The organism is Epilithonimonas arachidiradicis, from assembly GCF_003610695.1.
Classification (GTDB): Bacteria; Bacteroidota; Bacteroidia; order Flavobacteriales; family Weeksellaceae; genus Epilithonimonas; species Epilithonimonas arachidiradicis.
This window is the reverse complement of record NZ_RAQH01000004.1, coordinates 219,180-243,274: the sequence shown is the minus strand read 5'-3', so window position 1 is coordinate 243,274 and position 24,095 is coordinate 219,180. Positions and strand designations below refer to the sequence as shown.

Annotated in this window: 27 protein-coding genes; 13 read left to right on the top strand and 14 right to left on the bottom strand. The window is 36.5% G+C overall.

The window, feature by feature from the left end:
• The first annotated feature begins 35 nt into the window (after positions 1 to 35).
• Positions 36 to 590, top strand: a complete 555-nt coding sequence (locus BXY58_RS08855) for a ferritin (RefSeq protein ID WP_120213494.1) — start codon at positions 36 to 38, stop codon at positions 588 to 590.
• Between the two features lie 70 nt (positions 591 to 660).
• Positions 661 to 966 carry a DUF493 domain-containing protein gene (locus BXY58_RS08850; protein ID WP_120213493.1) on the top strand — a complete coding sequence of 102 codons (306 nt, stop codon included), beginning with the start codon at positions 661 to 663 and terminating at the stop codon, positions 964 to 966.
• Positions 967 to 1,228: 262 nt separating this feature from the next.
• Here BXY58_RS08850 and BXY58_RS08845 read toward each other — a convergent pair whose 3' ends face one another.
• Positions 1,229 to 2,203, bottom strand: coding sequence for a deoxyhypusine synthase family protein (locus BXY58_RS08845; protein WP_089873725.1), 975 nt, complete (start codon positions 2,201 to 2,203; stop codon positions 1,229 to 1,231).
• 28 nt (positions 2,204 to 2,231) lie between these two features.
• Entirely contained in the window at positions 2,232 to 2,876 is a 645-nt protein-coding gene (locus BXY58_RS08840; RefSeq protein WP_120213492.1) for a hypothetical protein, read from the bottom strand.
• A gap of 123 nt (positions 2,877 to 2,999) precedes the next feature.
• Between BXY58_RS08840 and BXY58_RS08835 the strand changes: the two genes are divergently transcribed.
• The 7 genes from BXY58_RS08835 to BXY58_RS08805 all read left to right on the top strand — a co-directional run bounded on the left by BXY58_RS08835 (position 3,000) and on the right by BXY58_RS08805 (position 8,871).
• Positions 3,000 to 4,931: an ABC-F family ATP-binding cassette domain-containing protein gene (locus BXY58_RS08835; protein WP_120213491.1), complete on the top strand. Its 1,932-nt coding sequence runs from the start codon at positions 3,000 to 3,002 to the stop codon at positions 4,929 to 4,931.
• A gap of 83 nt (positions 4,932 to 5,014) precedes the next feature.
• Positions 5,015 to 5,581, top strand: a complete 567-nt coding sequence (locus BXY58_RS08830) for a Crp/Fnr family transcriptional regulator (protein WP_120213490.1) — start codon at positions 5,015 to 5,017, stop codon at positions 5,579 to 5,581.
• 95 nt (positions 5,582 to 5,676) lie between these two features.
• Entirely contained in the window at positions 5,677 to 6,447 is a 771-nt protein-coding gene (locus tag BXY58_RS08825; protein WP_120213489.1) for a type 1 glutamine amidotransferase domain-containing protein, read from the top strand.
• A gap of 124 nt (positions 6,448 to 6,571) precedes the next feature.
• Positions 6,572 to 7,192, top strand: coding sequence for a PH domain-containing protein (locus BXY58_RS08820; protein WP_120213488.1), 621 nt, complete (start codon positions 6,572 to 6,574; stop codon positions 7,190 to 7,192).
• Between the two features lie 69 nt (positions 7,193 to 7,261).
• Positions 7,262 to 7,837 carry a Crp/Fnr family transcriptional regulator gene (locus tag BXY58_RS08815; protein WP_120213487.1) on the top strand — a complete coding sequence of 192 codons (576 nt, stop codon included), beginning with the start codon at positions 7,262 to 7,264 and terminating at the stop codon, positions 7,835 to 7,837.
• 144 nt (positions 7,838 to 7,981) lie between these two features.
• Positions 7,982 to 8,416, top strand: a complete 435-nt coding sequence (locus tag BXY58_RS08810; RefSeq protein ID WP_120213486.1) for a DoxX family membrane protein — start codon at positions 7,982 to 7,984, stop codon at positions 8,414 to 8,416.
• Between the two features lie 11 nt (positions 8,417 to 8,427).
• The gene (locus BXY58_RS08805) at positions 8,428 to 8,871 is read left to right on the top strand and encodes a carboxymuconolactone decarboxylase family protein (RefSeq protein ID WP_120213485.1); all 444 of its coding nucleotides are present in this window, start codon (positions 8,428 to 8,430) and stop codon (positions 8,869 to 8,871) included.
• A gap of 204 nt (positions 8,872 to 9,075) precedes the next feature.
• Here BXY58_RS08805 and BXY58_RS08800 read toward each other — a convergent pair whose 3' ends face one another.
• From BXY58_RS08800 to BXY58_RS08775, 6 genes are read right to left on the bottom strand one after another with little or no spacing between them, the layout of a single operon-like run.
• Positions 9,076 to 9,759, bottom strand: a complete 684-nt coding sequence (locus tag BXY58_RS08800) for a M949_RS01915 family surface polysaccharide biosynthesis protein (protein WP_120213484.1) — start codon at positions 9,757 to 9,759, stop codon at positions 9,076 to 9,078.
• A gap of 34 nt (positions 9,760 to 9,793) precedes the next feature.
• Complete coding sequence (locus BXY58_RS08795) at positions 9,794 to 10,366, bottom strand: hypothetical protein (RefSeq protein WP_147366828.1); 573 nt, start codon at positions 10,364 to 10,366, stop codon at positions 9,794 to 9,796.
• Positions 10,367 to 10,412: 46 nt separating this feature from the next.
• Positions 10,413 to 12,551, bottom strand: coding sequence for a M3 family metallopeptidase (locus BXY58_RS08790; RefSeq protein WP_120213482.1), 2,139 nt, complete (start codon positions 12,549 to 12,551; stop codon positions 10,413 to 10,415).
• 4 nt (positions 12,552 to 12,555) lie between these two features.
• Positions 12,556 to 13,491 (bottom strand): phytanoyl-CoA dioxygenase family protein, encoded by a 936-nt coding sequence (locus tag BXY58_RS08785; protein WP_120213481.1) that lies wholly within the window; start codon positions 13,489 to 13,491, stop codon positions 12,556 to 12,558.
• Positions 13,492 to 13,536: 45 nt separating this feature from the next.
• Positions 13,537 to 15,390: a monovalent cation:proton antiporter-2 (CPA2) family protein gene (locus tag BXY58_RS08780; protein ID WP_120213480.1), complete on the bottom strand. Its 1,854-nt coding sequence runs from the start codon at positions 15,388 to 15,390 to the stop codon at positions 13,537 to 13,539.
• A complete protein-coding gene (locus tag BXY58_RS08775) occupies positions 15,391 to 15,915 on the bottom strand; it encodes an NAD(P)H-dependent oxidoreductase (protein WP_120213479.1) in 525 nt (174 codons plus the stop codon). It abuts the gene before it with no gap.
• Positions 15,916 to 16,042: 127 nt separating this feature from the next.
• Between BXY58_RS08775 and BXY58_RS08770 the strand changes: the two genes are divergently transcribed.
• Entirely contained in the window at positions 16,043 to 16,669 is a 627-nt protein-coding gene (locus BXY58_RS08770) for a hypothetical protein (protein ID WP_120213478.1), read from the top strand.
• A 53-nt stretch (positions 16,670 to 16,722) separates the two neighbouring features.
• Here BXY58_RS08770 and BXY58_RS08765 read toward each other — a convergent pair whose 3' ends face one another.
• The 6 genes from BXY58_RS08765 to BXY58_RS08740 form a co-directional block, all read right to left on the bottom strand.
• Positions 16,723 to 17,523 (bottom strand): TPM domain-containing protein, encoded by an 801-nt coding sequence (locus tag BXY58_RS08765; RefSeq protein ID WP_120213477.1) that lies wholly within the window; start codon positions 17,521 to 17,523, stop codon positions 16,723 to 16,725.
• Positions 17,504 to 17,935, bottom strand: coding sequence for a TPM domain-containing protein (locus BXY58_RS08760; RefSeq protein ID WP_120213476.1), 432 nt, complete (start codon positions 17,933 to 17,935; stop codon positions 17,504 to 17,506). Before BXY58_RS08760 ends, BXY58_RS08765 begins: the two co-directional genes overlap by 20 nt.
• Positions 17,932 to 18,528, bottom strand: coding sequence for a LemA family protein (locus BXY58_RS08755; protein ID WP_120213475.1), 597 nt, complete (start codon positions 18,526 to 18,528; stop codon positions 17,932 to 17,934). Before BXY58_RS08755 ends, BXY58_RS08760 begins: the two co-directional genes overlap by 4 nt.
• 61 nt (positions 18,529 to 18,589) lie before the next feature.
• Entirely contained in the window at positions 18,590 to 19,360 is a 771-nt protein-coding gene (gene mazG, locus BXY58_RS08750) for a nucleoside triphosphate pyrophosphohydrolase (RefSeq protein WP_120213474.1), read from the bottom strand.
• A gap of 134 nt (positions 19,361 to 19,494) precedes the next feature.
• Positions 19,495 to 19,944, bottom strand: a complete 450-nt coding sequence (locus BXY58_RS08745) for a PH domain-containing protein (RefSeq protein WP_120213473.1) — start codon at positions 19,942 to 19,944, stop codon at positions 19,495 to 19,497.
• Positions 19,944 to 20,594 (bottom strand): protein-L-isoaspartate(D-aspartate) O-methyltransferase, encoded by a 651-nt coding sequence (locus tag BXY58_RS08740; protein WP_120213472.1) that lies wholly within the window; start codon positions 20,592 to 20,594, stop codon positions 19,944 to 19,946. Before BXY58_RS08740 ends, BXY58_RS08745 begins: the two co-directional genes overlap by 1 nt.
• A gap of 311 nt (positions 20,595 to 20,905) precedes the next feature.
• Here BXY58_RS08740 and BXY58_RS08735 point away from each other — a divergent pair, with 311 nt between their 5' ends.
• The 3 genes from BXY58_RS08735 (at position 20,906) to BXY58_RS08725 (ending at position 24,077) form a co-directional block, all read left to right on the top strand.
• A complete protein-coding gene (locus BXY58_RS08735; protein WP_120213613.1) occupies positions 20,906 to 21,883 on the top strand; it encodes a 3-oxoacyl-ACP synthase III family protein in 978 nt (325 codons plus the stop codon).
• Between the two features lie 90 nt (positions 21,884 to 21,973).
• Complete coding sequence (locus BXY58_RS08730; protein WP_120213612.1) at positions 21,974 to 22,798, top strand: SDR family oxidoreductase; 825 nt, start codon at positions 21,974 to 21,976, stop codon at positions 22,796 to 22,798.
• A 247-nt stretch (positions 22,799 to 23,045) separates the two neighbouring features.
• Positions 23,046 to 24,077: a Gfo/Idh/MocA family oxidoreductase gene (locus tag BXY58_RS08725; RefSeq protein ID WP_120213471.1), complete on the top strand. Its 1,032-nt coding sequence runs from the start codon at positions 23,046 to 23,048 to the stop codon at positions 24,075 to 24,077.
• The last annotated feature ends 18 nt before the right edge of the window (positions 24,078 to 24,095 follow it).

The window sequence follows — 24,095 nt, the reverse complement described above, 5'->3', positions numbered from 1 at the left end:
CTTCTTTTCGATTTAAATCACCAAATAATAAAATTATGAACACAAACAGATTGTCAAACAATATGCAGAATGCATTGATTAAACAAATGACAAAAGAAGCGCACGCTTCACAGATTTTCCTTTCCTATGGCTGTTGGGCGGATGTAAAAGGTTATGGAGGAATCGCCAATTTTTTATACAGACATTCTCAAGAAGAGAGAAATCATATGATCAAATTTATGCGGTATATCATTGACAGAGGTGGAGAAGCAAGAGTAGAGGCCATCCCTGCACCGCCAGAAAATCCTCAAAACCTGACGGACTGCTTTAACAAAGTTTTCCAGCACGAGGTGGATAATACTACAGCGATTTATCATATTGTAGATCTGGCTTTTCAGGAAAAAGACTGGGCAACTTGGAACTTTATGCAATGGTTTGTAAAAGAGCAAATCGAAGAAGAAAAATTAGCGCTTGAGTTGATTGATAAGCTTAAAATCGCAGGTGGTGATCAAGCCACAGACGAATCTCTATTTACGTTAGACAAGGCTTTGGAAGCTGCGCCTGATGATGTTTCCCTTCCTCAAGAGGCTACAGCTGAAAATCCGTCGTAGGACAAATAAAATATCACTACCTTTGATCTCCGAATTTTTTCGGAGATTTTTTTAATTATATTCAAATAAAATGACAGATATTATAGATAGCAATCACGCTAATCCAGAAGAATTTTATAAGTCGCTTAAAGAAAAACTAGAGGAACAGCATAACTTCCCGGAAGAATATCTTTTTAAATTCATTGTCACCAGTGATTCTGAAAAAATAACCGAGATTCTAAGAGTATTTGATAATCTAAAATACACTTTATCCAATAAGGAAAGTTCGGCAGGAAAATACACGTCAGTATCAATCGATTGTTTCGTTCTGGATGCAGATCAGGTGATAACCATTTACAAGAAAGTGGCAGAAATCGAAGGGGTGATGATGCTTTAATTTTGGTTTAATCCTTGCAGATAATCATTAAAAGTAATGTTATGAAAAAGGCATTTTTTAGATTTCTCAATAAAATTAATGTTAAAGTCTTACCAAAATACAGCAAGAGGGATTTCACTAAGCTTAATAAATTACAGAAAGCAATTTTCGGTTACAGATATTTTGTCTTGATTAATTCCCTAGATTAGTTATCATTTGTTTAAAAATAAAGAAAGCGCTCTGAATTGGAACGCTTTTTTATTTTTTATTTGATTAAATTCAATTAAGAATTCTCCAAGATATAACTGAACATCAGTGGTGCACATATTGTCGCATCACTTTCAACAATATATTTTGGTGTTGTAATATCCAGTTTTCCCCAAGTGATTTTCTCATTCGGAACAGCGCCGGAATAGGAGCCATAAGATGTCGTTGAATCAGAAATCTGGCAGAAATAAGACCAAAACGGAATGTCGTGCATTTCCATATCTTGGTAAAGCATCGGTACCACACAAATTGGAAAATCTCCTGCAATTCCTCCTCCAATTTGAAAGAACCCTACACCTTTTCCACCTGAGTTTTTCGTGTACCAATCAGCCAAATAAGCCATATACTCTATTCCGGATTTCATTGTAGAAAATTTTAAATCGCCTTTGATACAATATGATGCAAAGATGTTACCCATTGTAGAATCTTCCCATCCCGGTACCACGATTGGCAGGTTCTTTTCAGCTGCAGCAATCATCCATGAGTTTTCTCTTGGGATTTCGTAATACTGTTCCAGAACACCGGAAAGAATCATTTTGTACATATATTCGTGTGGGAAATATCTTTCACCTTTATCATCAGCATCTTTCCAAAGTTCGTAGATATGTTTCTGCAATCTTCTGAAAGCCTCTTCTTCCGGGATACAAGTGTCGGTAACTCTGTTCAGACCTCTTTCCAAAAGCGCCCATTCTTCCTGCGGAGTCAAATCTCTGTAATGAGGAACTCTTTCATAATGAGAGTGTGCAACAAGATTCATAAGGTCTTCTTCAAGGTTGGCTCCTGTACAAGAAATAAAATCTACTTTATCCTGACGAATCATCTCTGCAAAGATTTTCCCCAACTCAGCCGTTGACATTGCTCCAGCCAATGTTACCATCATTTTGCCGCCATCTTTCAGGTGTGCAACATAACCTTTGGAAGCATCAACTAATGCCGCTGCATTGAAGTGCAAATAATACTTTTCTATAAATTCCGAAATCGGCTTGCTCATTTTTATAAGAATTTTTGCAAAGATAAAATTAAAAACGGAATGTAGCAGCAGCACCCAAATTAACTCTGCTTAAACCTTCTTTATTATCTCCAAAATTAACTGTCTGACCATTATAAGTCATCTTGCTCAAAGTACCCCCTGTTAATCCCAACTTGGGTCCTAAATAAATATTGTTCGTAATGGCGTATTGATAAGCAATGTTCATTTCAGCACCAATATTTGAACCTTTTCCTTTTATATTACCTGTTTTTGTAGTATAGCTGATCACTCCTAATGCCAGATCTACAAAAAGTTTATGCTTCGTACCTTCATTAAAATTGGAAAACATAAAAGCAGGACCGAAGAAAGTGATGTTATCATCTGTAGAAACTCTTGCCGAAACCATTTGACCAGAAGAATCCATAGCGCTGAGTGTACCTGTACTTGATGCACTGAAATTTGAAAACTTCAAACCTAATCCAAGATTCCCTTTAAGATGATAGTAAGCAGAAACATCCACACTTAAACCGCTCTTCAATCCTTTGATATAATCTTCTTCCTGTCTGGAAAGCCCATCCGGATTTTCTGCAGTTCTCCATCCGAATCCAACAGAAGGAATAATTGAAATTTTTTCTTGTGCGAAGGAAAGTGTCGAGACAGCAAGTATTGCCGTCGTTATTAGTTTTTTTACCATAATAATTGTTGATTAATATTTTTTATTGCCGCCAAAGATAATTTTTTTGATTGAATTATGCCTTCCGATATTATCCAACATATTTCACTACTTTTGCAAATTGAAATTTAAACATAGACAATAATGATTTCGGCACAAGGATTAGGTTTGCATCACGCAGGAAATTATCTTTTCAGAGACGTTAATTTTACGATTAAAAAAGATGACAAAATTGGTTTGGTTGGTAAGAATGGAGCTGGAAAATCTACGCTTCTAAAAATCCTTTCCGGAGAGATCAATTTCTATGAAGGTAATGTTGTTCCGGAAGGAAATATCACAATTGGTTTTTTGAAACAAGACCTAGATTTTGTAAAAGGAAGAACCGTTTGGGACGAGACGATGCAGGCTTATGAGCAAATCAATGCGATGAAAAATGAGCTCGAGGAAGTCAATCATCAGATGGCAACCAGAACTGATTACGAGAGTGATGCTTACTCTGATTTAATTATCAGAATGACGGAACTAAATGATCTTTTAATGAACCACGACGCCTACAATCTGGAAGGCGATGTTGAGAAAGTATTGTTTGGTTTAGGTTTCAAAGCGGATGATTTCCAAAAGATAACCGATGAGTTTTCCGGAGGTTGGAGAATGAGAATCGAATTGGCAAAGCTGCTGCTTCAGAAAAATGATTTGATGCTTCTGGATGAGCCTACCAACCACCTCGATATGGAATCTATCATTTGGTTGGAAAATTTCCTGAAAGATTATCCTGGTTCAATTGTCTTGGTAAGTCACGATAAACAGTTTATGACATCCATTTGTAACAGAACTTTTGATGTTAATAATAAGAAGATCGAGGATTACAAAGCCAACTACTCCAAATATCTGGAACTGAGAAAAGAACGCCGTGAAAAGCTGACGCAGGCGAAGAAAAACCAGGATGCGGAAATCAAGCAGATGGAAGACAACATCAACAAGTTTCGTGCGAGTGCGACCAAAGCTTCTTTTGCCCAATCATTAATCAAAAAACTGGAAAAAATCGAGAGAATCGAAATTGATAATGAGGATGTTTCCAAATTCAATATCCGTTTCCAGCCGTCTGTTACACCCGGAAAAGTGATTTTCGAAGCTAAAAATCTGGGGAAAGCTTATGGCAACAAGCAGATTTTTGACAACGTAGATTTCTTTGTGGAGCGTGGTGACAGGATCTCTTTGTTAGGACAAAACGGACAGGGAAAAACCACTTTGGCAAAAATTCTTGCCGGCGACATCAAAGATTATACAGGAGAATGGAATCTTGGTCACAACGTAAGTATCGGTTATTTTGCTCAGAATCAGGAAGAAGTTTTGACGCCTGAGAAAACGGTTCTTCAGGAAGCAGAAGATTCGGCGACGGAAGAAACCAGACCACGCGTGCGTGATTTGTTAGGTTCTTTCCTGTTCCAAGGCGAAGATGTAACAAAAAAGACCAAAGTACTTTCCGGAGGTGAGAGAAACCGTTTGGCACTTTGTAAATTATTGCTCCGTCCGTTCAACACGTTGATTATGGATGAGCCGACGAACCACCTGGATATTCAGTCTAAAGAGATTATCAAATTGGCGCTTCAGAAATATGAAGGCACACTGATCGTGATTTCTCACGACCGTGAATTCCTGCAAGGTTTATCGGACAAAATTTTCGAATTCCGTGATGGAAAAATGAAAGAATTCTTGGGTAATATTGATGAATACTTGGAATACAGACAAAAAGAAAGCATCCGGGAAATCTCCGCCGAAAGATCAAAACTCCATAAAGAGGAAGCTGAAGAACCAAAAGAAAGGAAACAAGATACAGTCATCAAGAGCCCGGAATCGAATGTGATTGTTAGCAAGGAGCAAAAAAATATTCAGAATAAACTCAAAAAAGTTGAGGAAAAAATCTCTGAACTGGAACTGAAAATTGAAGAATTCGAAAATTCTTTTACCAAAGAAAATCCTTCTGAACAAGCTTTGGAAACTTATAACAAAACGAAAGAAGAACTGGATTTGACTTTGCAGGAATGGGAATATCTTGGAAGTCAATTAGAAAATTAATTTAAAATATTTTAATCCATTCGAAATGAATGGATTTTTTTATAATAGTCTTTAATTCTTATCTTCGACAAAGAAATTCAAAAATGAGCAACAAACTAAGAAAACATATCGAAGAAATCACACCGATTACGGATAAGGAATTCGATTATTTGCTTTCTCATTTTTCTGTCAAAAAGCTTAAGAAACATCAGTTTCTGGTTCAGCAAGGCGACCTTGTCAGAAACGACCACTTTGTAGTTTCCGGTTTATTGAAAGCTTATCACACCAATCCTGATGATGGCAAAGAACACATTCTTCAGTTTGCCTGGGAAAACTGGTGGATCACAGATTTCCAGGCTTATTTCAATCAAACCAATTCTACATTGAACATCGATTGTATAGAAGATGTTGAAGTACTTTCTATTTCGTTGGAAAACCGTGAAAAAATCTGTGCTGAGCTTCATAAGATTGAACATTTTTTTAGAAAAAAATCAAACTTCGGTTACATTGCACTTCAGCAAAGAATCCTTTCACTCTTAACTCATAGCGCAAAAGAACGTTATGAGCAGATGCTTAGTAACTACCCTTCTCTTTTTCAACGCGTTCCCAAATCTCTTATCGCGTCTTACCTTGGTGTTTCCAGAGAAACACTCAGCAGATTGTCAAAATAAATGTGACATACATCACAGAAAAACCTTGATTTACACCCTTTCTTTCGGTCTCGATTTTATAGAATTTTGCAGTATCAAATTTTAAAATTATGATAATGAAAACCAAAGTTTTAATCTTTTCTGTTCTATTTGCATTCATTTCAACGTTGAATATTGCGAATGCACAGAACAAAAAATCTAACAAAGTTATGAGCAAAAAAATCTTATTCGTGGTGACAAGTCACGACAAAAAAGGCAATACAAATGAACCAACCGGATATTATCTTGGTGAAGTTTCCCATCCTTGGGAAGTTCTTCATTCTGCTGGTTATGACATCGATTTTGTAAGTCCAAAGGGAGGAAAAGCACCAGTTGACGGACTTAATCTGGAAGATGCTGTCAATAAAGAGTTCTGGGAGAACAAAGAATACCGTACAAAAATCGAAAATACAATGAAGCCTTCCGAAGTTGACCCTTCAAAATATGCTGCAATCTTCTACGCCGGCGGACACGGAACAATGTGGGATTTTCCAGACAATACAGAATTACAGAATATTGCAAGAAAGATCTATGAAAACAATGGCATAGTAAGTGCTGTTTGCCACGGACCTTCTGCTCTTGTAAACCTCAAATTATCAAATGGAAAATATCTGATTGAAGGTAAAAAAGTGAATGCTTTCACCAATGAAGAGGAAACTGCCGTGAAACTGGAAAATGTAGTTCCTTTTCTTTTGGAAGATAAGTTAAAAGAACGCAGAGCAATCTTTGAAAAATCCGGACTTTGGCAGAATCACGTAGTTGCAGACGGAAGATTAATCACCGGACAAAATCCACAATCTGCAAAAAGTGTTGGTGAAGAAATTCTAAAGCAATTGAAACAGAAATAAATTTCTACAATCAAAATTTTAAAAGCAAGACCAATTGAGGTTTTGCTTTTTTTGTTTTCATTACATTAACAAGTCCTATTCTCATTTTGTTTTCGTAATTTCACATTAGACAAATTTTAAAACAATGATCAACGATATAAAAAAATTCCTGAACGAAGACCAAGACCCAAAAGCAGTAGAGAAAATCAGTGAAAAAGTCAACGATTTATTAACTAACGGAGAAACTGTGGAATATATCGCAGTCCAAAACAAACCTGCCATCAACATTTCTCCGGATTCTATTGTTCTTACAAATAAAAGAATCCTATTTTTCCGTTCAAAATCATTTGGATTGGTGATGGATTTCAAGGATTATCTTTGGAAAGACGTTGCCGAGAGCCACATCAGTGAAGCGATTCTTGGTTCCACTTTCACGATGACCGCAGTGAGCGGTTTTATAGAAACCATCGATTATATTCCTAAATCTCAGGCGAGAAAACTCTACCAATACGCCCAAAGCAAGGAGGAAGAAATGATCGAATACCGACGCGAAAAGGAATTAGAAGAAAAAAGAGCAACGGCAGGTGGATTTACCATCAACACACAAAACGAAAAACCGGAAGAACCAAAACTGCAATCACAACCGGAAATGCCTGCCGAAGACCCCATGGAAACCTTGATGAAACTAAAAGCTTTTCTGGACAATGATTTGATATCCGTCGAAGATTACGAAACCAAAAAGAAAGAGATCCTCAGCAGAATGTAACAACCCGAAAAGCAAATGTCCTTGAACGTTTTGCTTTTTTGTTTTAAATTTACATCAATCAAAACAATTATGTCCCAAATTTTCAAAGCCCATCTGGATAAGTTCATCACAATTACTGATGATGATTTTGCTTTGATATTAGATTATTTCGAGGTCAGGAGCTTTGGCAAAAAACAGAATCTTCTGGAAGAAGGACAAATCTGCCGCCAGAATTATTTTGTTCTGAAAGGTTTGCTCAGAAAGTTTTTCATCAACGAAAAAGGCATTGAGCAGACCACAGATTTTGCTTTGGAAACCTGGTGGATGACCGATAATTTCTCATTCGAGCGCAAAACACCTGCAGACTTCAGCATTGAGACCGTGGAAAAATCGGAAGTTTTGACCATTAGCAGCGATTCTCAGGAAAAACTCCTCAACGATTTTCCAATCATGGAAAAGTACTTCAGGATTGTTTATCAGAGAGCTTTTGCTGCCAATCAACGGCGGGTCAAATATATCTTCACCTATTCCAAAGAAGATTTCTACTTTTCATTAGTCAAACAATATCCGGACTTTGTTCAACGTGTCCCGCAGTATCTCATCGCTTCTTTTCTCGGATTCACACCGGAATATCTGAGTGAAATTCGAAAAAAGACTGTTTCATAAAACTTATTTCTCGCAGATCAAGCAAATTTTGCAGATTAATAAAATCCTCACCATCTGTAAAATTCGCAAGAAAAGTATTTCTTAAACCAGTTTAAGATTTCCCCGATTTCGATTTCCCAACTTTGTACTATCAAAAAGAAGGAAATGGAAACAACTATCAACAATCGGTTTCAACAATTATTTTTACGAGTAGCTTTAGCTATAACACTTCTATCTGCCGTTGCAGACCGATTCGGGTTTTGGGGCAAAAGTTCGGCTTGGGGCAATTGGCAGAACTTTGAGAATTACACCAAAAAAATCACTTCTTTTCTGCCGGAATCTATGAGCATTTTCGGAGCTTATGCTGCAACATTTTTAGAAACAGTCTTCGCTTTGCTTTTACTTCTGGGCTATAAAACCAAATGGACAGCCATTGGAACAGGCTTTCTTTTATTGATGTTTGCCCTATCTATGAGCATCACTTTAGGAATCAAAGTGCCACTCGATTATTCGGTTTGGATAGGTAGTGCTGCGGCATTCTTATTATCTGGTCAGAATCAATTTCACTTCAGTATCGATAACAAAATCAATAATAAATAAAATCAAAAACAATGGAAAAACGCATCAACATCAGCAAAACAGATTCTCAGGCTTATAAAGCAATGTTGGGATTGGAAGGTTATCTGGCACAATCAGAAATCTCAAAAACAATTAAAGAACTTATCAAGATCAGAGCTTCACAAATCAATGGCTGTGCTTATTGTTTGGATATGCATACCAAAGATGCTATCAAATATGGAGAAACAGCTGAAAGAATTTTCCTAATAAGCGCCTGGCACGAAGCGGAAAAATTCTTCACAGAAGAAGAGAAAGTTGCACTTAAAATGACAGAAGAAATCACACTAATCAGCCAGAATGGTCTTAGCGAGGAAACTTATCAAAAAGCAAAAGCTGTCTTTTCTGAAAAGCAAATTGCAGAGGTAATTATGGCGATCGTAACCATCAATTCCTGGAACAGAATCGCTTTGAGTACAAGATTAGAAATAGGAGAATAATAAGTTACTCAGAGCTAATCTCTAAAAACGCACGTATGTTTTGCTAAAAAGACACGTGCGTTTTGAACAAAAGGCACGTACGTTTTCATCAAAAGGTACGTGCCTTTTTGGGTACCTCTGCAAACGCCCTATCCGTCGGACTTGCAGAAGGGCATTTTTTGGTTCAAAATCAATTAAAAATCCCAATCAGTTTTGATTAGGATTTCAGTTTTTGTAGACATTTTTTTTCCACAATTGGATGGCATAATCCTTAAAGATATTTGGTGCAGAATCGAAAGATTTATCCAATTTATATTCTCCGCCTATATATTCATTAGCGCCAACTTTCACTTGGTTTTCCCCTCGCATCGCATATTTTTTGTTGCCTTCGTACATGATTAATTTCAGATTGACAGGACTTACATCGCCGTGACAACCAACTTTGTACATTATCCAAACCTCAGCGATGCCGTTTTTGTCTAAGTCTGTAATGATTGGAAACTGAGAATAAAATTCGGCTTCGATATCTACAGGGCAATCGGCCACAAAATCGTACATTTTCCAAATCTGCAAATTATTTTTATCTAAACTGAAATGGTAAGCAAACAATTCGAAGTCTGCGCTGTCATCAAATTCGTGTTTGAATTTTTCGTTCCTGTGATAACCTGACTCTGAAAGAATCACCAGATTCTCTCCAACTTCATCTTTCCATTGGATTGCTTTTTTCAAATTTCCATGATAAAGAATTGATTTTGGAATCTGCGCTGAATCGACTTCAACTGCGATTATAGAATCTTTCTTATCAATGTCTTTAGTTTCGATTTCATTAGTTTGATTTTGTTCTTTGGGATTACAACTAATGATAAAAATTAATATTAAAAGGCAAAAAGGAAGTAATAGTTTTCTCACAAAATGATGAATTTGAAACGAAGTTAATTAATATTTAATTTGATAATGGTGGCGGCGGTGGCGGAATTGGATTAAACTTACTTTTAAATGCTAGAACTTTCTTAGTTTTTGTAAGTTTTAAATTTCTTTTTACACCCACAATCCAATTTTTTAGAGAATCCAATTCTTGTGGTGAATGATGACTGCGAACAAAAATAGTTTTTTCAAAATAATTTTTTTTAAAATAAAGATTAAACTGTTCTCCGTCCTGATAATTTTCGATATAAGCTGTATCAAATTTTTTAAAATCAATCTTATTTAAAAATGTATTTAGCTTTTCCTTTTCTTTTTTTGTTAGAATCGCAGTGTAGTTAGTATTACTTTTAGGATAAGGAATATCATCATTACTATCATTTGGAGACCAATTCTCACGAAGATAAACGGAATCATTTTGAGTAAATTTGATAGAAAAATCCGTTTCAAAAGTATTACCATATGAAAACTCAAATTCGTCGTATTTTTTCTCATTACAACTTAAAATCAATAGAAGTCCCAAAACAATGGGCGGGATTTTACATTTTATTTTCATAATCTTAAAATTACTAAAAAAACAGAGTATTATAAACAAAAAACGCTTCCGAACTGGAAACGTTTTATATCTGATTGTAGAATCTTTATTTGATAAAACCTCTACTTCTCAACAAAGGTTTGATATCCGCTTTATGACCTGTAAATTCTTCAAAAGCTTTGTTCAGATCTACACTGTTGCCGACGGAAAGAATATATTTTCTGAATCTGTCGCCGTTCTCTCTCTTGATCCCGCCATTGGCTTTTATCCATTCCCAAGCATCAGAATCCAAAGTCTCTGACCAAAGGTAAGCGTAATAACCCGCCGAATATCCGCCGCCCCAGATGTGTGCAAAGTAAGGCGTATGGTATCTTGGCGGAACTTGTGGAACTAATAATCCATATTTAGACAACGCTTGTTTTTCAAAATCCAAAACCGGAATCAACTGGCTGTCGGAAGTCACAGTGTGCCAATTCATATCCAATGTCGCAGCAGCCACTAACTCAGTCGTTGCATAACCCTGATTGAAGTTAGATGCTTTTTTAATCTTATCAATCAAAGTCTGTGGCATCGGCTGTTTGGTCTGATAATGCAAAGCATAATTTTTCAAAATCTCCGGCTCCAAAGCAAAATGCTCATTGATTTGAGATGGGAATTCCACGAAATCTCTTGGCGTATTCGCTCCAGAAATGGATGCATATTTTTGGTCCGCAAATAAACCATGCAACGTATGACCGAACTCGTGGAACATTGTTTCTACATCGTCATAAGAAATCAAAGAAGGTTTTCCCGGCGCTGGTTTTTGATAATTGAAAACATTTACAATCACTGGTTTCTGACCTAAAAGATGAGATTGAGGAACGAAATTGTTCATCCAAGCGCCACCACTTTTGTTGCTTCTTGTATAGAAATCCAAATAATAAAGCGCCAAAGATTTCCCGTCTCTGTCGAAAACCTCGTAAGCCACCACATCCGGATGATAAACTGGCAGGTCTTTTCTTTCTTTAAAAGTGATGCCGTAGAATTGCTCAGCCGCGTAGAAAACACCTTTTTCCAAAACCGTTGTTACTTCAAAATAAGGTTTGATTTCGTTCTCATCAAGGTCATATTTCGCTTTTCTAACTTGCTCAGAATAGAAATTCCAGTCCCAAGGTTCAACTTTGAAACCGCCTTTTTGTGCATCAATCACTTCCTGAATTTCTTTAGCTTCACGATTAGCCGTTTCCACAGCAGGTTTTGCTAATTGCGCCAACAATCCCATTGCTGCTTCCGGCGTTTTTGCCATTTGGTCTTGCAAACTCCATTCAGCGAAGTTCTTCTTCCCGAAGAGTTGAGCTTTCTGTAATCTTAATTTTGCTAATTTCTCAACCGTTTCTCTCGTATCATTTTCGTCGCCTTTTTCAGCTCTGGTCCAGGATGCTTTGAAGAGCTTTTCTCTCGTGGCTCTGTTTTTCAGATTCTGCAAAAGTGGTTGTTGTGTTGTATTTTGTAAAGCCAGAAGATATTTTCCTTTTTGTCCGGCTTGTTCCGCATCGGTTGCCGCAGCCGCAATTTCGTCAGCAGAAAGGCCGTCTAATTCTTTGACATCAGAAATCAAAACAGCGCCTTTTTTTCTCGCTTCCAATAATTTGTTACTGAATTGAGTCGCTAAAGTTGCTAATTGCTGGTTGATTTCTTTGAGTTTTTCTTTATTTTCAGCAGAAAGATTTGCGCCTGCAATTTCGAAATTAGTCAAATAAAACTCGGTCAATCTTTTGCTTTCTGCATCCAGTTTATCCGTTTTAACGGCTTTTAATCTTTTGTAAAGTTTCTCATTCAAATTAATTTTATCCGAATGGGAAGCGAAAATCGCAGCATATTCCTCTTCTAATTTCTGAAGCTGGTCATTGGTGTTGGAACTTGTCAAATTATAAAAAAGAATCGTCGCCCGACCAAGCGTTTCGCCACTGTTTTCCAAAGCCAGAACCGTATTCTCAAAAGTTGGAACCGCTTTGTTATTAACGATTTTATCGATGTTTGCCAATTGCTCTTTCAAACCCTGTTCGAAAGCTGGCTTGAAGTGTTCGTCTTTTATTTTATCGAATTCCGGAGCTTGGTACTGCAACGGACTTTTTTTAAGAAAAGGATTGTTGTTCATAGATTTTTTTGTGGTTGCAGAAACTTTTTTCTGCTGAGCATTTATCGTCATATTTCCCGCATTGAGTGCTAGAAAAGTGATTAATAAAGTCGTTCTTATTTTCTTCATATAATTAATTTTCGAAAAGTGCAGGTCTTTGTGTAATCTCGTGGTAGCATACTGAGTTTTCATCGAAAAAATGAAAAACCATACTTTTTCTTGTTTTATCTTTATTGGTATGAGGTTCTCCGCCGTGCAGAATATTAGCGTGCCAGATCAGCATATCGCCTTTTTTACAGTCAAAAATTTCTTTTTGTAAATTGAGTTCTTTAACTTTTTCTTCCAACATGACTTCATAACCTTTGTAGCCTTTTTTTCCAAGCATAAAAAAGTTTCCTTCATTATCATAATCAGAATTCATATAATAAGGTAGTTTATGACTACCTGGATAATAATGAAGTGCACCCTGATCTGCACTCACATCTTCCAATGCGACCCAAACGCCAATCAATCCGCCTAAAGGGAAAGTGGTCATATGGATGCTGTCGGAATGTGTTTTTTGCTGACTGCCATTAATGAAATTGATACTCTGAAATAACTTGGTTTTACCGTCTAGCAATACATCCAACAACTCTAATAACGATTTTTCCAAACCGATATCTTTAATAATCTTTGACTTATGCAATGCGAACATCAGTTTGTTACCATATTTGAACTCAATTTGCTTGTTATCTAACAAAGACTGAATCTCTGCATTAACTTGATCCGCCTGTTCTTCGGTAATAAAATTTCTGATAACACTATAACCTTTATCAAAAAAATGAATCAGACTTTGCTGATTTTCCGGGGTTTGATTTTTATAAAAAGTGGTTTCTGGTATAGCCTGCGGATTTTCTTTACGAATGAAATGATCTTCAATACCTTTAAAATCTTTGCTGGAGATGGGTGCAAAATAGGCTTTATTGATTTTATATTTCTTGTAAAGCGGAATATTATGTTCTAATTTTTTTTTATTGAAAACATTAAAAAAAGCGTAACTTAATTTGCTGTTTTTGATGAGTGAGATCATTGGTTCTTTTTTTATCAAATTTAATAATAAATTTAATAAGAGGACTTATTTATCGTCATCATCTTCATCACCACTCCAATGATTTTCTTCGAAAGAAATACTGTCCAGAGCTAATAATTCGGCTTCACGTTCAAGGGATTCGCGAAGGGTGAAGGTAATCATGTCTTTATCTTTTTCTTTAGCCAAACGTCTGGTCATAGCTTTGTCAATTAACATAAAACGTTTGCCCATTCTTCTGGCGGTATATTTTCGCATCCCGTTTTCCTGAAGAATATCGACTGCCATATCAACCGCTGTTCCCAAAGTTTCACGATAGATATGATTGACATTTTTATTGAGGAAATCATAAGCGTCCAAACGGTTTTTAGCTCTTACAAAAATTTTGACATCAGGATAATTTTCTTTGACATAATCTACCAGAAATTTATTCTTCTCCGGGTCATCCAGACAAAGCACAAGAAGCTCAGCTTCCTCGATTCCCGCAGAACGCAACAATGCTGGTTTTGTAGCATCGCCGTAATAAACATTAAAGCCATTTGATCTTAATAGTGCCACCCTATCGGGGTCATTGTCCAAAACCGTAGAGCGGATTCCGTTGGCTTTCAAAAGTCGACCAACTGTACTTCCGAAAAATCCGAATCCAACAATGATAACCTTACGTTGTTTGATAATTCCCAGTTCTATATTTTCTTCATTTTTTTGTTTGATGAATCTCTTATCGAGAACTTTTTCTTTGAATATTAAAAGTAATGGCGAAATACACATCGTAATTGCAACAATCGCCATTAATTCTGAGTTAGCCTGATAATCTATCAAATATAAACTCGCGGCAAAATTGACCAAAACGAATGCAAATTCTCCAACCTGAGACAATGCAAAAGCCAGGAAAAAACTCTGCTCATTATTCATTTTGTAATATTTCCCGATTCCAAAAAGAACGACCGCTTTAACTGCCAAAACGATAAACGCAGCAGAAAATATAAAGAAAGGCTTGGAAACAATAATATCAAAGTTTATCGTTGCGCCAACACTTACGAAAAACACAGCCAGCAACAATCCTTTGAATGGGTCGATTGCGCTTTCCAATTCGTGTCGGAATTCACTGTTGGCTAACATTACACCAGCGATAAAAGCACCTAGCGCCGGACTTAAATCAACCGAAATCATCAACTCAGAAACACCAATTACAAGGAATAATGAAGCTGCCGTCAATAACTCATTCAATCCAGATCTTGATACAAATCTTAGAAACGGCGTGAAAATATATCTACCTAATAATATCAATGCTAAAACGGCGAAAATCACGGTGAACGGCTGTAACCATTCTGGAAGATATTGTAATAATATTTTCTCGTGGTCGGCTTGTTCCAAAGCTCTTTTGGATTTTGATAAAAATGGTAATAGTGCCAAAATCGGAATGACGGCAATATCCTGAAATAAAAGAATTGAAAAGGAAGATTCGCCACTGACGGTTCGGAAAAGGTTTTTTTCCTTCAAAGTCTGCAACACAATTGCTGTGGACGACATTGCAAAACAGAGTGAAATAATAAATGATGTTTTCAATCCAAATCCTGCAATGTAAAATACCATAAAAATCCCGACGATACTGAGTAGCATTTGACTCAAACCAAGTCCTAGAATCCGTTTTCTGATTTGCCAAAGTTTCTGAGGTTCCAGTTCCAAACCGACTAAGAACAAAAGCATAATCACGCCTAATTCCGATGCGTGCATAATATCTTCCGCATCTCGCCCTGTCAATTGTAAACAAAACGGACCAATCAAAATCCCGCCAAGAATATATCCAATGACGGAACTCAATCCAAGTTTCTTTCCTAACGGAACCATAATAATGGCCGCACCAAGAAAAATCAGAATTGTCATCGCAATGGAACCTTGCATCTATTTTATTTTGAGTATATTGTATAATTCGTTACAAAGAAGATCCAGTTCTTGGTCTTCCAAATTGTCGGCATTATATATAATATGTAATTTTTTAAGTTCGATATTGTTAACATCCAAAGAAACTTTGAGCCCCGTAAGTAGCTCTTCCACTCCGGTTTTATACTTCCCTTCTAATGTGTAGTTATTCTCTCTTCCTCCAACAGTGGTAATGATGATCGCATCTTTTCCTGACAAGATATTCAGTCCGCTTTCGGAAATCCAGCGCATATCAAAAACTTCATCAATCCAAAGCTTGAGCAATGGCGGCAATCCGAACCAAATAATCGGAAAATGGAAAATAATGCGTTCATATTCTACAATTCTCTTTCGTTCCCGAAAAGGCTGAATATGAAAATCGGGATAATCCTCATACAAATCCCGAAACGTGACATTGTCCAAATCATTATAACATTCTAACAATCTAACATTTGTAGTAGAATGCTCGAAGTAAGGATGCGCAAATAGAACCAATGTTTTTTTCAAAGAAATCTCGATTTTCGTAAATATAGTGATTTTTTGGTTTTATGTCAAGATTTTGATTGTTATGAAATTGAGAATTGTTTTGTAGATGAGAATTATTTTGGGATATTTGAGAAATTAATAAATAACTATGTTAAATTCAATATTAGAAGAAGATTTAATAAAATTTTTGAAAAACAATATCGAACCTTATGATGACCAAATTTATGGAAAGACCTATCGTGCATCTGTAACTTTAACTGATGAAACTTATTTACCTTGCGTTATTTTTAGAAATTCTAAACCAAAAATTGATTTAGCAATAAAAAGATTTAAAGATGAGCAAGGAGGAAATTCAATTTTTAAAAATAAAAGTAAAGGATCTGGATATCGAGAAATTGTAAAAAATTTTATAATAAGTGGAAACAATCTAAATTTCCATCATATTGCAAATATTGAAAAAAGCAGTTTTGCAATTCCTTTATCCATAGTAAGAAAGATTGATGGAGAAACAGCTATGAGCTGGACAGCTTTTGTTATAAAGTTTAAAAATGGACAAAAAGCTAGCTTTGGAACATCTTGGAATTGGGAATTTTTCTCAAAACCAGATGGATTTGATTTTGACGATATCGAAGAAATTATAAGTGGCGCCTATTTAGATAAAAACGGAGAAATTATATTTCATAAATCAATTCAAAATTATAATGAAATGAAAGATTTACTTGATGTAACCTATCGAGAAAAACCATTTTTTGAATGTTATCTAGATAATCTGTAAAACACAATAAAACCCAGACAAAAATCTGGGTTTCATTATATTAATTCTTTAATCTACCATCCGCCAGAAGCACCACCACCGCCGAAACTTCCGCCGCCGCCGAAGCCTCCAAATCCTCCGCCGCCGCTGCTTCCGCCACCAAATCCTCCACCACCGAAACTGCCTGGGAACGGGAATGGAAAAAATCCTCCTCTGTATCTTCGTCTTCCTTTTCTGGAAAGTGTATAATCATCATCGTCATAATTACCACCATTATTGCCATTTATTATACTTATCAAAATAATGATGATGATAATGATCAGAATAATAGCTCCAATACTGATCCCGCCTTCTTGTTTTTGTTTTTTGACAATCGGTTTGAATTTCCCCTGAACCGCTTCCATAATGGCTGAAGTTCCACGGTCAATCCCATCATAAAACTCGCCTTTTTTGAAAGCTGGCGTTACAAGATAATCGAGAATCTGCCCCGCAACCGAAGCCGTTAAATATTGCTCCACCGCGCGACCCTGCTGGATAGACATCGTTCTGTCTTCCGTCGCAATCAAGAAGACCACACCGTTATCAACACCTTTTTGCCCGATTCCCCACTTTTCGCCGTACATCGTTGCGAGATAATTCACGTCTTCGCCGCTTGTAGTGGGAAGAATAATGACCTCGATTTCCGTAGATGTAGAGTCGGAAAACTTAATCAATTTTTGATTCAGTGTTGCTTTTTCAGATTCCGTCAACAATCCTGCTTTATCATAAACCGGATAAAGAATCGCTGGTTTTTCCGGCACCAACTGAGCTTTGGAAAACAATCCAAAAACCAGGAATAATGCGAAAATATATCGTTTAAGAGAAGCTGATATCATTGGGTAATTCATTGATATTTTCCCCAGAGATTGGGAAATATTTTTTCAGTTCGAGTCCGGTTTTCAGAATGGCTTCTTTCAGACCTTTATAATAATTTCCTTTGGCAAATTCTGATGTAATCTCGTCGTGAAGATTATCCCAAAACTGTTGTTGTACTTTTTTGTGAATCCCTTCGTCGCCGATAATCGTAAGATAATGCTGTTCAAAATTCACATAGAACAGAACACCATTTCTTTCCTTAGTCAAATGCATTCCCAAGGAACGAAATATCTCGAAAGCTTTTTTGGCAAAATCATCTTCGCTCGTCGAATCGATATGCACACGAATCTCACCCGAAGAATGGTCTTCAGCTATTTTGATGGCCTCCACAAGGGAAGCCATCTCTGTATTGGTAAGAAAATCTGTCATTATTCTGTAAATGCAGGAGGTGCTTTTTCTGCACCAGCTTCAGCTTTGAAATATGGTTTTTCTTTGAAGTTGGAGAAGTTGGCAATTATGTTATTCGGGAACGTTTTGATATTCGTGTTGTATTCTTTCGCAGCATCGTTGTAGTAAACTGTTTCTGAACGGATGCTGTTCTCAATTGCTGTATATTCTCTTTGGAAGTTGATGTATTGCTGGTCAGCTTTCAAGTTTGGATAGCTTTCCACAACAGCCAATAGTCTGCTCAATGAACCACTCAATTCGCCTTGTGCCGCTTGGAATTTTGCCATATCAGCTTCGGTCATATTAGTTGGGTCGATGTTGACAGAAGTTGCTTTTGACCTTGCTTCTACTACTTTTGTTAAAGTCTCAGATTCGAATTTAGCATAAGATTTTACCGTTCTTTCCAAATTCGGAATCAGGTTCGCTCTTTTCTGATAAACGGTTTCCACGTTTGACCATTTGGCATTCACAGTTTGTTCCTGACCTACAAATCCATTTCTAATTCCAACCGCCCAAAATCCTACAATTGCGATTAACGCTACAATAACGATTAATACAATACAACCTTTACCTTTCATAGTTTGATGTGTTTAAAATTTTAATTAAATCAAATATACAAATTAAATATATCCAAGATATTTATTTTTCAGAAAGCTTGGATTCTTCCCAAAGCTGGTCCATTTCCATTAGATTCAGGTCAGCAAGGTTAAGGTTCTTGGACAAAGCCAACTCTTCCATTTTCTGGAATCTCGAAATGAATTTTGAATTGGTCTTTTCCAAAGCCGTATCAGCGTTTAATCCGGAGATTCTAGCGTAATTAATCAATGAGAAAAACACGTCACCCAACTCCATTTCTTTTCTATCCTTGTCAGTTTCCTGATGAAACTCCTGTAATTCCTCTCGCACTTTTGCCCAAGCATCGTCCGCAGAATCAAATTCAAAACCGATTCCTTTCACTTTATCCTGGATTCTGTAAGCTTTAATAATCGGCGGCAAACCTTTCGGAACACCTGATAAAATTGACTTATTTCCTTCTTTCAATTTCAGTTTTTCCCAGTTTTGTTTTACGGCTTCTTCATCTTCTGCAACCGTGTCGCCATAGATGTGTGGATGGCGGAAAATCAGTTTTTCATTAAGAGAATTGATGACATCAGCAATATCAAAACTCTCCTTTTCCGAACCGATTTTCGCATAAAAAACCAAATGCAACAAAACATCGCCTAGTTCCTTTTTGATTTCCTGCAAATCCTCATTCAGAAGCGCATCAGACAATTCGTAAGTTTCCTCCAAAGTCAGATGGCGCAACGTTTCAAAAGTCTGTTTCTGATCCCAAGGACATTTTTCCCGCAAGTCATCCATTATATCGAGAAGCCTTCCAAAAGCCTCCATTTTTTCCTGTCTTGTATTCATTTTTATAATTTTTTTGGGCAGCTATTTCCGCCTTCCACTCCCAATCTTTTTTGCAGAAATTTTTCAAATTCAATAGAACTTGAGAACAAGCAAAAAAGGATTTCCGTTCAAGTCGGACTGCAGCTTCGCAAAGTTCAACCTTTGTCTTTCCTTACATCATCTATCACAATGTGACTATTGATTTCCAGTAATTCTTTTAGAAATTCATCCAGATTTTTGGGTGTGATGTAAAGATCGTTTTTATATTTCGAAAAGATAATTAAACCGCCGACCGAAGTTCCACATTTGTTGAATCCACTCCACATTGTTTCCCCGATTCGGATTTTTGTAATTTTAAATATATTGACTCTAAAAATATCAAAGATGACATTTACAACCAGTTCTTCGCCGTCAATCCTGATTTTAATAAAGAAAAAACTAATTAGTAAAACCGAATTTACAACTAACAAAATCAATGACAATACCAGCCATCCTGAAAATGGCGTATCAAAATAAGATGCAATAACAATGCAAACAAAAAGCAGGCTGATTCCTAAAAATAAAGAACCATAAATCCAATCTCTTTTGCTTGTGTACATTTTCATTAATGTGATTTATTTTGAAGCATCGGTACAAATTTATAAACCCCGAATTCCTCTTTTTCAAACTGGGTCTCTGAAATTTTCGTAAATCTGTAAAGAATCTGCTCGTCGGTTTTGCCCAATGGAATTACCATTTTACCACCAACTTTCAATTGTTTCAATAATTCGGTAGGAAGAATCTCTGCACCACACGTTACCAATACTTTATCAAAAGGTGCAAACGTTGGTAAGCCTGCAAAACCATCACCGAAACTTTGAAACTTTGGTCTCAAATTCAATTCTCTAAGAATCTTTGTAGAAAAATTATACAGATCTTTTTGACGTTCAACCGTGTAAACCAGAGCTTTCATCTGAATCAAAACTGCAGTCTGATAACCACATCCTGTCCCGATTTCCAATATTTTTTCCCCTTCATTGACTTCAAGAAGTTCAGTTTGTTCGGCAACAGTTGAGGGATGAGAAATGGTTTGTTTCGCAGCAATTGGAAATGCGCGGTCTTCGTAAGCATAATCTTCGAAAACGCTTTCTATGAAAAGATGTCTCGGCACTTCGTTCATCGCATCAAGAACAAAAGAATCCGTAATCCCGATTTTCTGATGAAGATAATCGATTAATTGTTTCCTTTTGCCTTTGTGAACGTAAGTATCTCTCATTATTAGCTTTAATTTTTTGAACCACAAAAGTCACAAAATAAAATAAATTCTGAATCAAAAAATTTATTACTGAAAACTTTTAAAATCAAATATCTAATTAACTTATAAAAAAGCAGTTAAGACTTTTGTGGCTTTTGTGGTTAATTAGACTGCAATTTCCGAAGTAAAATTTGAAATTCCAAACAGGAGTCATAAAATTTAAAAATTATCAAAAATTTAACCCATATCTAAAATAAAGTTTATAGCTTTGATTGTTTTTTTATTAAAAACTTAAATATATTTTCAATTAATTGAATGATAGAATGAATGTTATGCAGAAATTAAGAGCTTACATCAAAGGAACCGGTTCGTATGTTCCGCCAAAAATTTTAAAGAATGATTTTTTCGAGAAAGTAGGTTCGTCTGACGAATGGATTTTTAAGAATCTGGGAATCAGAGAACGTAGAATTGCAGAAGGCGAAGTGACCAGCGATTTGGCTTACAAAGCCGGATTGAAAGCTTTGGAAAACACAGACGTTACTCCAAAAGACATCGACCTAATAATTGTCGCAACCTCGACTCCGGACAGACAAGCGCCATCAACAGCGTGTTTCGTTCAGGAAAAAATGGAAGCGCCCCAAGCGGTTGCTTTCGATATTTCCGCAGTTTGTTCAGGTGGACTCTACGGCATTGCGATTGGTTGCCAGTTCATCGAAACCGGAATGTATAAAAATGTATTGGTGATCGGCGCTGATACTTTTTCGACGATTACAGATTGGGAAAGAAAAGATTCTGTTTTCTTTGGAGATGGAGCTGGTGCTATTTTATTATCCGCTACGACCGAAGATAAAGGATTTTTTGACTTCAAACTACACGCAGACGGAACCGGAAAATATCATTTCAATATCCCGGCAGGTGGTTCAGAAATCCCGGCTTCGGAAGAAACTTTGAAACAGAGACTTCATTATTTCCAAATGAATGGCAAAGAAGTTTTTGAAACGGCAACCAGAGTTTTACCCGAAACAATAAATGAAATTTTAGAAGCCAACCAACTGACTTCTGACAATGTAGATTGGGTAATTCCACACCAACCAAGTATCCGAATCTTACAGGAAACAGCGAGAAAAACCAATATCCCATTCGAAAAAGTAATGACGAATATGGACAAATACGCCAACACTTCCGGTGGAACCATTCCGATTGTTTTAGATGAAACCTTCAAAAGCGGACGTGTACAATCCGGAAATCTTTTATTGTTTGCCGCGGTTGGTTCCGGCTGGACTTGGGGAACTGCACTTTATAAAGCGTAAAATAGGTTGTTGGTTTTTTGTTGATAGTTGTTGGATTATATTTCTTACAATCAACTAAAAACTATCAACCATCAACTAAAAAAAGAAATTATGTTAGATAATCAAACTTTTCTAATTACCGGAATTGCAGATGAAAATTCTCTCGCAATGAAAACCGCTGAAAAAATTCTTGCGAACAACGGCAAAGTTGTTTGTACAGGATTAGGCGTAACGCCATTTCACAAAAATCTTTCCGAAAAAGCTGAATCTTTTCTCAATAAAAATTATGAAGACTTCGAAAATGCCTGTAAAAAAGTGTTGGGAAATGATGTTTATACAGCGCCTTTGGATGTGACTTTACCGGAAAGTTTAAGTCATTTTGCTGATGATTTGAAAACAAAAAATATTAAACTGAATGGCTTTCTTCACGCCATCGCAATGGATAAAACCATTAGAAATAAATCTGTAAAACCAATGCTGGAAGTGACTGCAGAGGAATTCAATGATACGATGAATGTTTCTGCATTTTCATTGGTAACGCTTTGTCATTCTTTGTTGTCCAATGGTGTTTTGCAAAATGGTGCTTCGATTGTTTCGTTAAGTTATATTGCCGCGGAAAAAGTTTCGTTTTTCCCTTACATCAATATGAGTATTGCAAAAGCAGCGCTCGAAAGATTAACGATTGAAATGGCTTATGAACTCGGAAAAAAATACGGAATCCGTGCCAATGCGATTAGATTTTCGCCTTATATGGGAAGTAAAGCAGGAAATGCAACTTTGAAAGTAGAAGATGTAGAAAGAGCAAACAGAATTAGTCCGTTGGGGAACGCTTTGCCAGAAGACTTAGCGCACGAGATTGTTCATCTTTTCCGAAAAGAAACCAGAATTACCGGAGAAATTCGTCACGTTGATGGAGGTTTTCATATTATGGGATGATTTGGGTTGACGAATTGGAGAGTCGGAGAGTTTGAGAATATGAGAGCTTTCGGAAATCTGAGAATGAGTCTCGAAGCCTGGAATAGAACATCTCGCAAATTACGCTGATTCGGCAGAATATTTTTTTTTTAAAAATCGGCACTATTTGCAGAATCTGCTAGAAACTTAAATAAGATTCAAGTTGCAAGTCTTTGTGGCTTGAATTTTTATTTAGTTAAATTGCATCATCAAAATTATTTTAAAATTTATGAGACAGATAAAGACAGCTTTGTTGGCTTATGGAGGTTCCGGGAAATTATTCCATGCGCCTTTTCTTGAGGTCAATGATGGTTTCGAACTTATTGGAGCCTACGAACGAAGCAAAAAAAATATACAAACAGATTATCCGGAAGTTAAAAGCTTTAATTCTCTGGAAGAAGTTCTGGAAAGTGATGCGGAATTAGTTGTTGTGAATACACCAATTGACACGCATTTCGAATTCACAAAGAAAGTCTTGGAAGCCGGAAAACACGCTTTGGTGGAAAAGGCTTTTACGACGACTTCCGAGGAAGCTGAAGAATTGCACAAATTGGCTAAAGAGAAAAATCTGAAACTTTGCGTGTATCAAAACCGAAGATATGACAGCGATTTCCGAACTGTGAAAAAGGTTTTGGAAGAAAATTATCTAGGCGATATTGTGGAAGCAGAAATCCGATTTGAAAGGTATAATCCTGAATTGAGTCCGAAAGCCTGGAAAGAAAACGGAAATCCTGGTGCAAGTATACTGATGGATTTGGGTTCGCACGTGATTGACCAAGCTTTGACCTTATTTGGAAATCCGGAGAAAGTTTTTGCTGATATCAGAAGAACTCGAGACAATACTCAGATCGATGATTATTTTGACATTCTTCTTTATTATCCGGACAAAAGAGTAAGATTGAAATCGAGTTTCTTTGTGAAAGAAATGACGCCTTCTTATGTTTTCCACGGTAAGAAAGGAAGTTTCTTGAAACACAGAGCCGACATTCAGGAAGATGAATTGAAACTCGGAAAAGTTCCGAATCGTGAGAATTGGGGAACTGAACCCGAAGAAAAAACAGGACTTTTGGTTTACAATGACAGAATTGTGAATTTCCCAACTTTCCAAGGGAATTATCTGGATTTTTACGATGATCTTTACAACGCCATTGCCAATGATAAAAAAGTTCCTGTGACTGCAAAACAAGCTTTCCATACGATGAAAGTGATTGAAGCGGCGAAAGAAAGCTCTGAGAAAGGAGAAGTCATATCTTTAGAATGAAAACATTTACGTTTTTAA

Excerpts from the sequence above, each read along its gene's own strand:
- BXY58_RS08855 (WP_120213494.1), top strand. The coding sequence starts at position 36 with ATGAACACAAACAGATTGTCAAACAATATGCAGAATGCATTGATTAAA.
- BXY58_RS08850 (WP_120213493.1), top strand. The coding sequence starts at position 661 with ATGACAGATATTATAGATAGCAATCACGCTAATCCAGAAGAATTTTAT.
- BXY58_RS08845 (WP_089873725.1), bottom strand. The coding sequence starts at position 2,203 with ATGAGCAAGCCGATTTCGGAATTTATAGAAAAGTATTATTTGCACTTC.
- BXY58_RS08840 (WP_120213492.1), bottom strand. The coding sequence starts at position 2,876 with ATGGTAAAAAAACTAATAACGACGGCAATACTTGCTGTCTCGACACTT.
- BXY58_RS08835 (WP_120213491.1), top strand. The coding sequence starts at position 3,000 with ATGATTTCGGCACAAGGATTAGGTTTGCATCACGCAGGAAATTATCTT.
- BXY58_RS08830 (WP_120213490.1), top strand. The coding sequence starts at position 5,015 with ATGAGCAACAAACTAAGAAAACATATCGAAGAAATCACACCGATTACG.
- BXY58_RS08825 (WP_120213489.1), top strand. The coding sequence starts at position 5,677 with ATGAAAACCAAAGTTTTAATCTTTTCTGTTCTATTTGCATTCATTTCA.
- BXY58_RS08820 (WP_120213488.1), top strand. The coding sequence starts at position 6,572 with ATGATCAACGATATAAAAAAATTCCTGAACGAAGACCAAGACCCAAAA.
- BXY58_RS08815 (WP_120213487.1), top strand. The coding sequence starts at position 7,262 with ATGTCCCAAATTTTCAAAGCCCATCTGGATAAGTTCATCACAATTACT.
- BXY58_RS08810 (WP_120213486.1), top strand. The coding sequence starts at position 7,982 with ATGGAAACAACTATCAACAATCGGTTTCAACAATTATTTTTACGAGTA.
- BXY58_RS08805 (WP_120213485.1), top strand. The coding sequence starts at position 8,428 with ATGGAAAAACGCATCAACATCAGCAAAACAGATTCTCAGGCTTATAAA.
- BXY58_RS08790 (WP_120213482.1), bottom strand. The coding sequence starts at position 12,551 with ATGAAGAAAATAAGAACGACTTTATTAATCACTTTTCTAGCACTCAAT.
- BXY58_RS08785 (WP_120213481.1), bottom strand. The coding sequence starts at position 13,491 with ATGATCTCACTCATCAAAAACAGCAAATTAAGTTACGCTTTTTTTAAT.
- BXY58_RS08780 (WP_120213480.1), bottom strand. The coding sequence starts at position 15,390 with ATGCAAGGTTCCATTGCGATGACAATTCTGATTTTTCTTGGTGCGGCC.
- BXY58_RS08770 (WP_120213478.1), top strand. The coding sequence starts at position 16,043 with ATGTTAAATTCAATATTAGAAGAAGATTTAATAAAATTTTTGAAAAAC.
- BXY58_RS08765 (WP_120213477.1), bottom strand. The coding sequence starts at position 17,523 with ATGATATCAGCTTCTCTTAAACGATATATTTTCGCATTATTCCTGGTT.
- BXY58_RS08755 (WP_120213475.1), bottom strand. The coding sequence starts at position 18,528 with ATGAAAGGTAAAGGTTGTATTGTATTAATCGTTATTGTAGCGTTAATC.
- mazG (WP_120213474.1), bottom strand. The coding sequence starts at position 19,360 with ATGAATACAAGACAGGAAAAAATGGAGGCTTTTGGAAGGCTTCTCGAT.
- BXY58_RS08745 (WP_120213473.1), bottom strand. The coding sequence starts at position 19,944 with ATGAAAATGTACACAAGCAAAAGAGATTGGATTTATGGTTCTTTATTT.
- BXY58_RS08740 (WP_120213472.1), bottom strand. The coding sequence starts at position 20,594 with ATGAGAGATACTTACGTTCACAAAGGCAAAAGGAAACAATTAATCGAT.
- BXY58_RS08735 (WP_120213613.1), top strand. The coding sequence starts at position 20,906 with ATGCAGAAATTAAGAGCTTACATCAAAGGAACCGGTTCGTATGTTCCG.
- BXY58_RS08730 (WP_120213612.1), top strand. The coding sequence starts at position 21,974 with ATGTTAGATAATCAAACTTTTCTAATTACCGGAATTGCAGATGAAAAT.
- BXY58_RS08725 (WP_120213471.1), top strand. The coding sequence starts at position 23,046 with ATGAGACAGATAAAGACAGCTTTGTTGGCTTATGGAGGTTCCGGGAAA.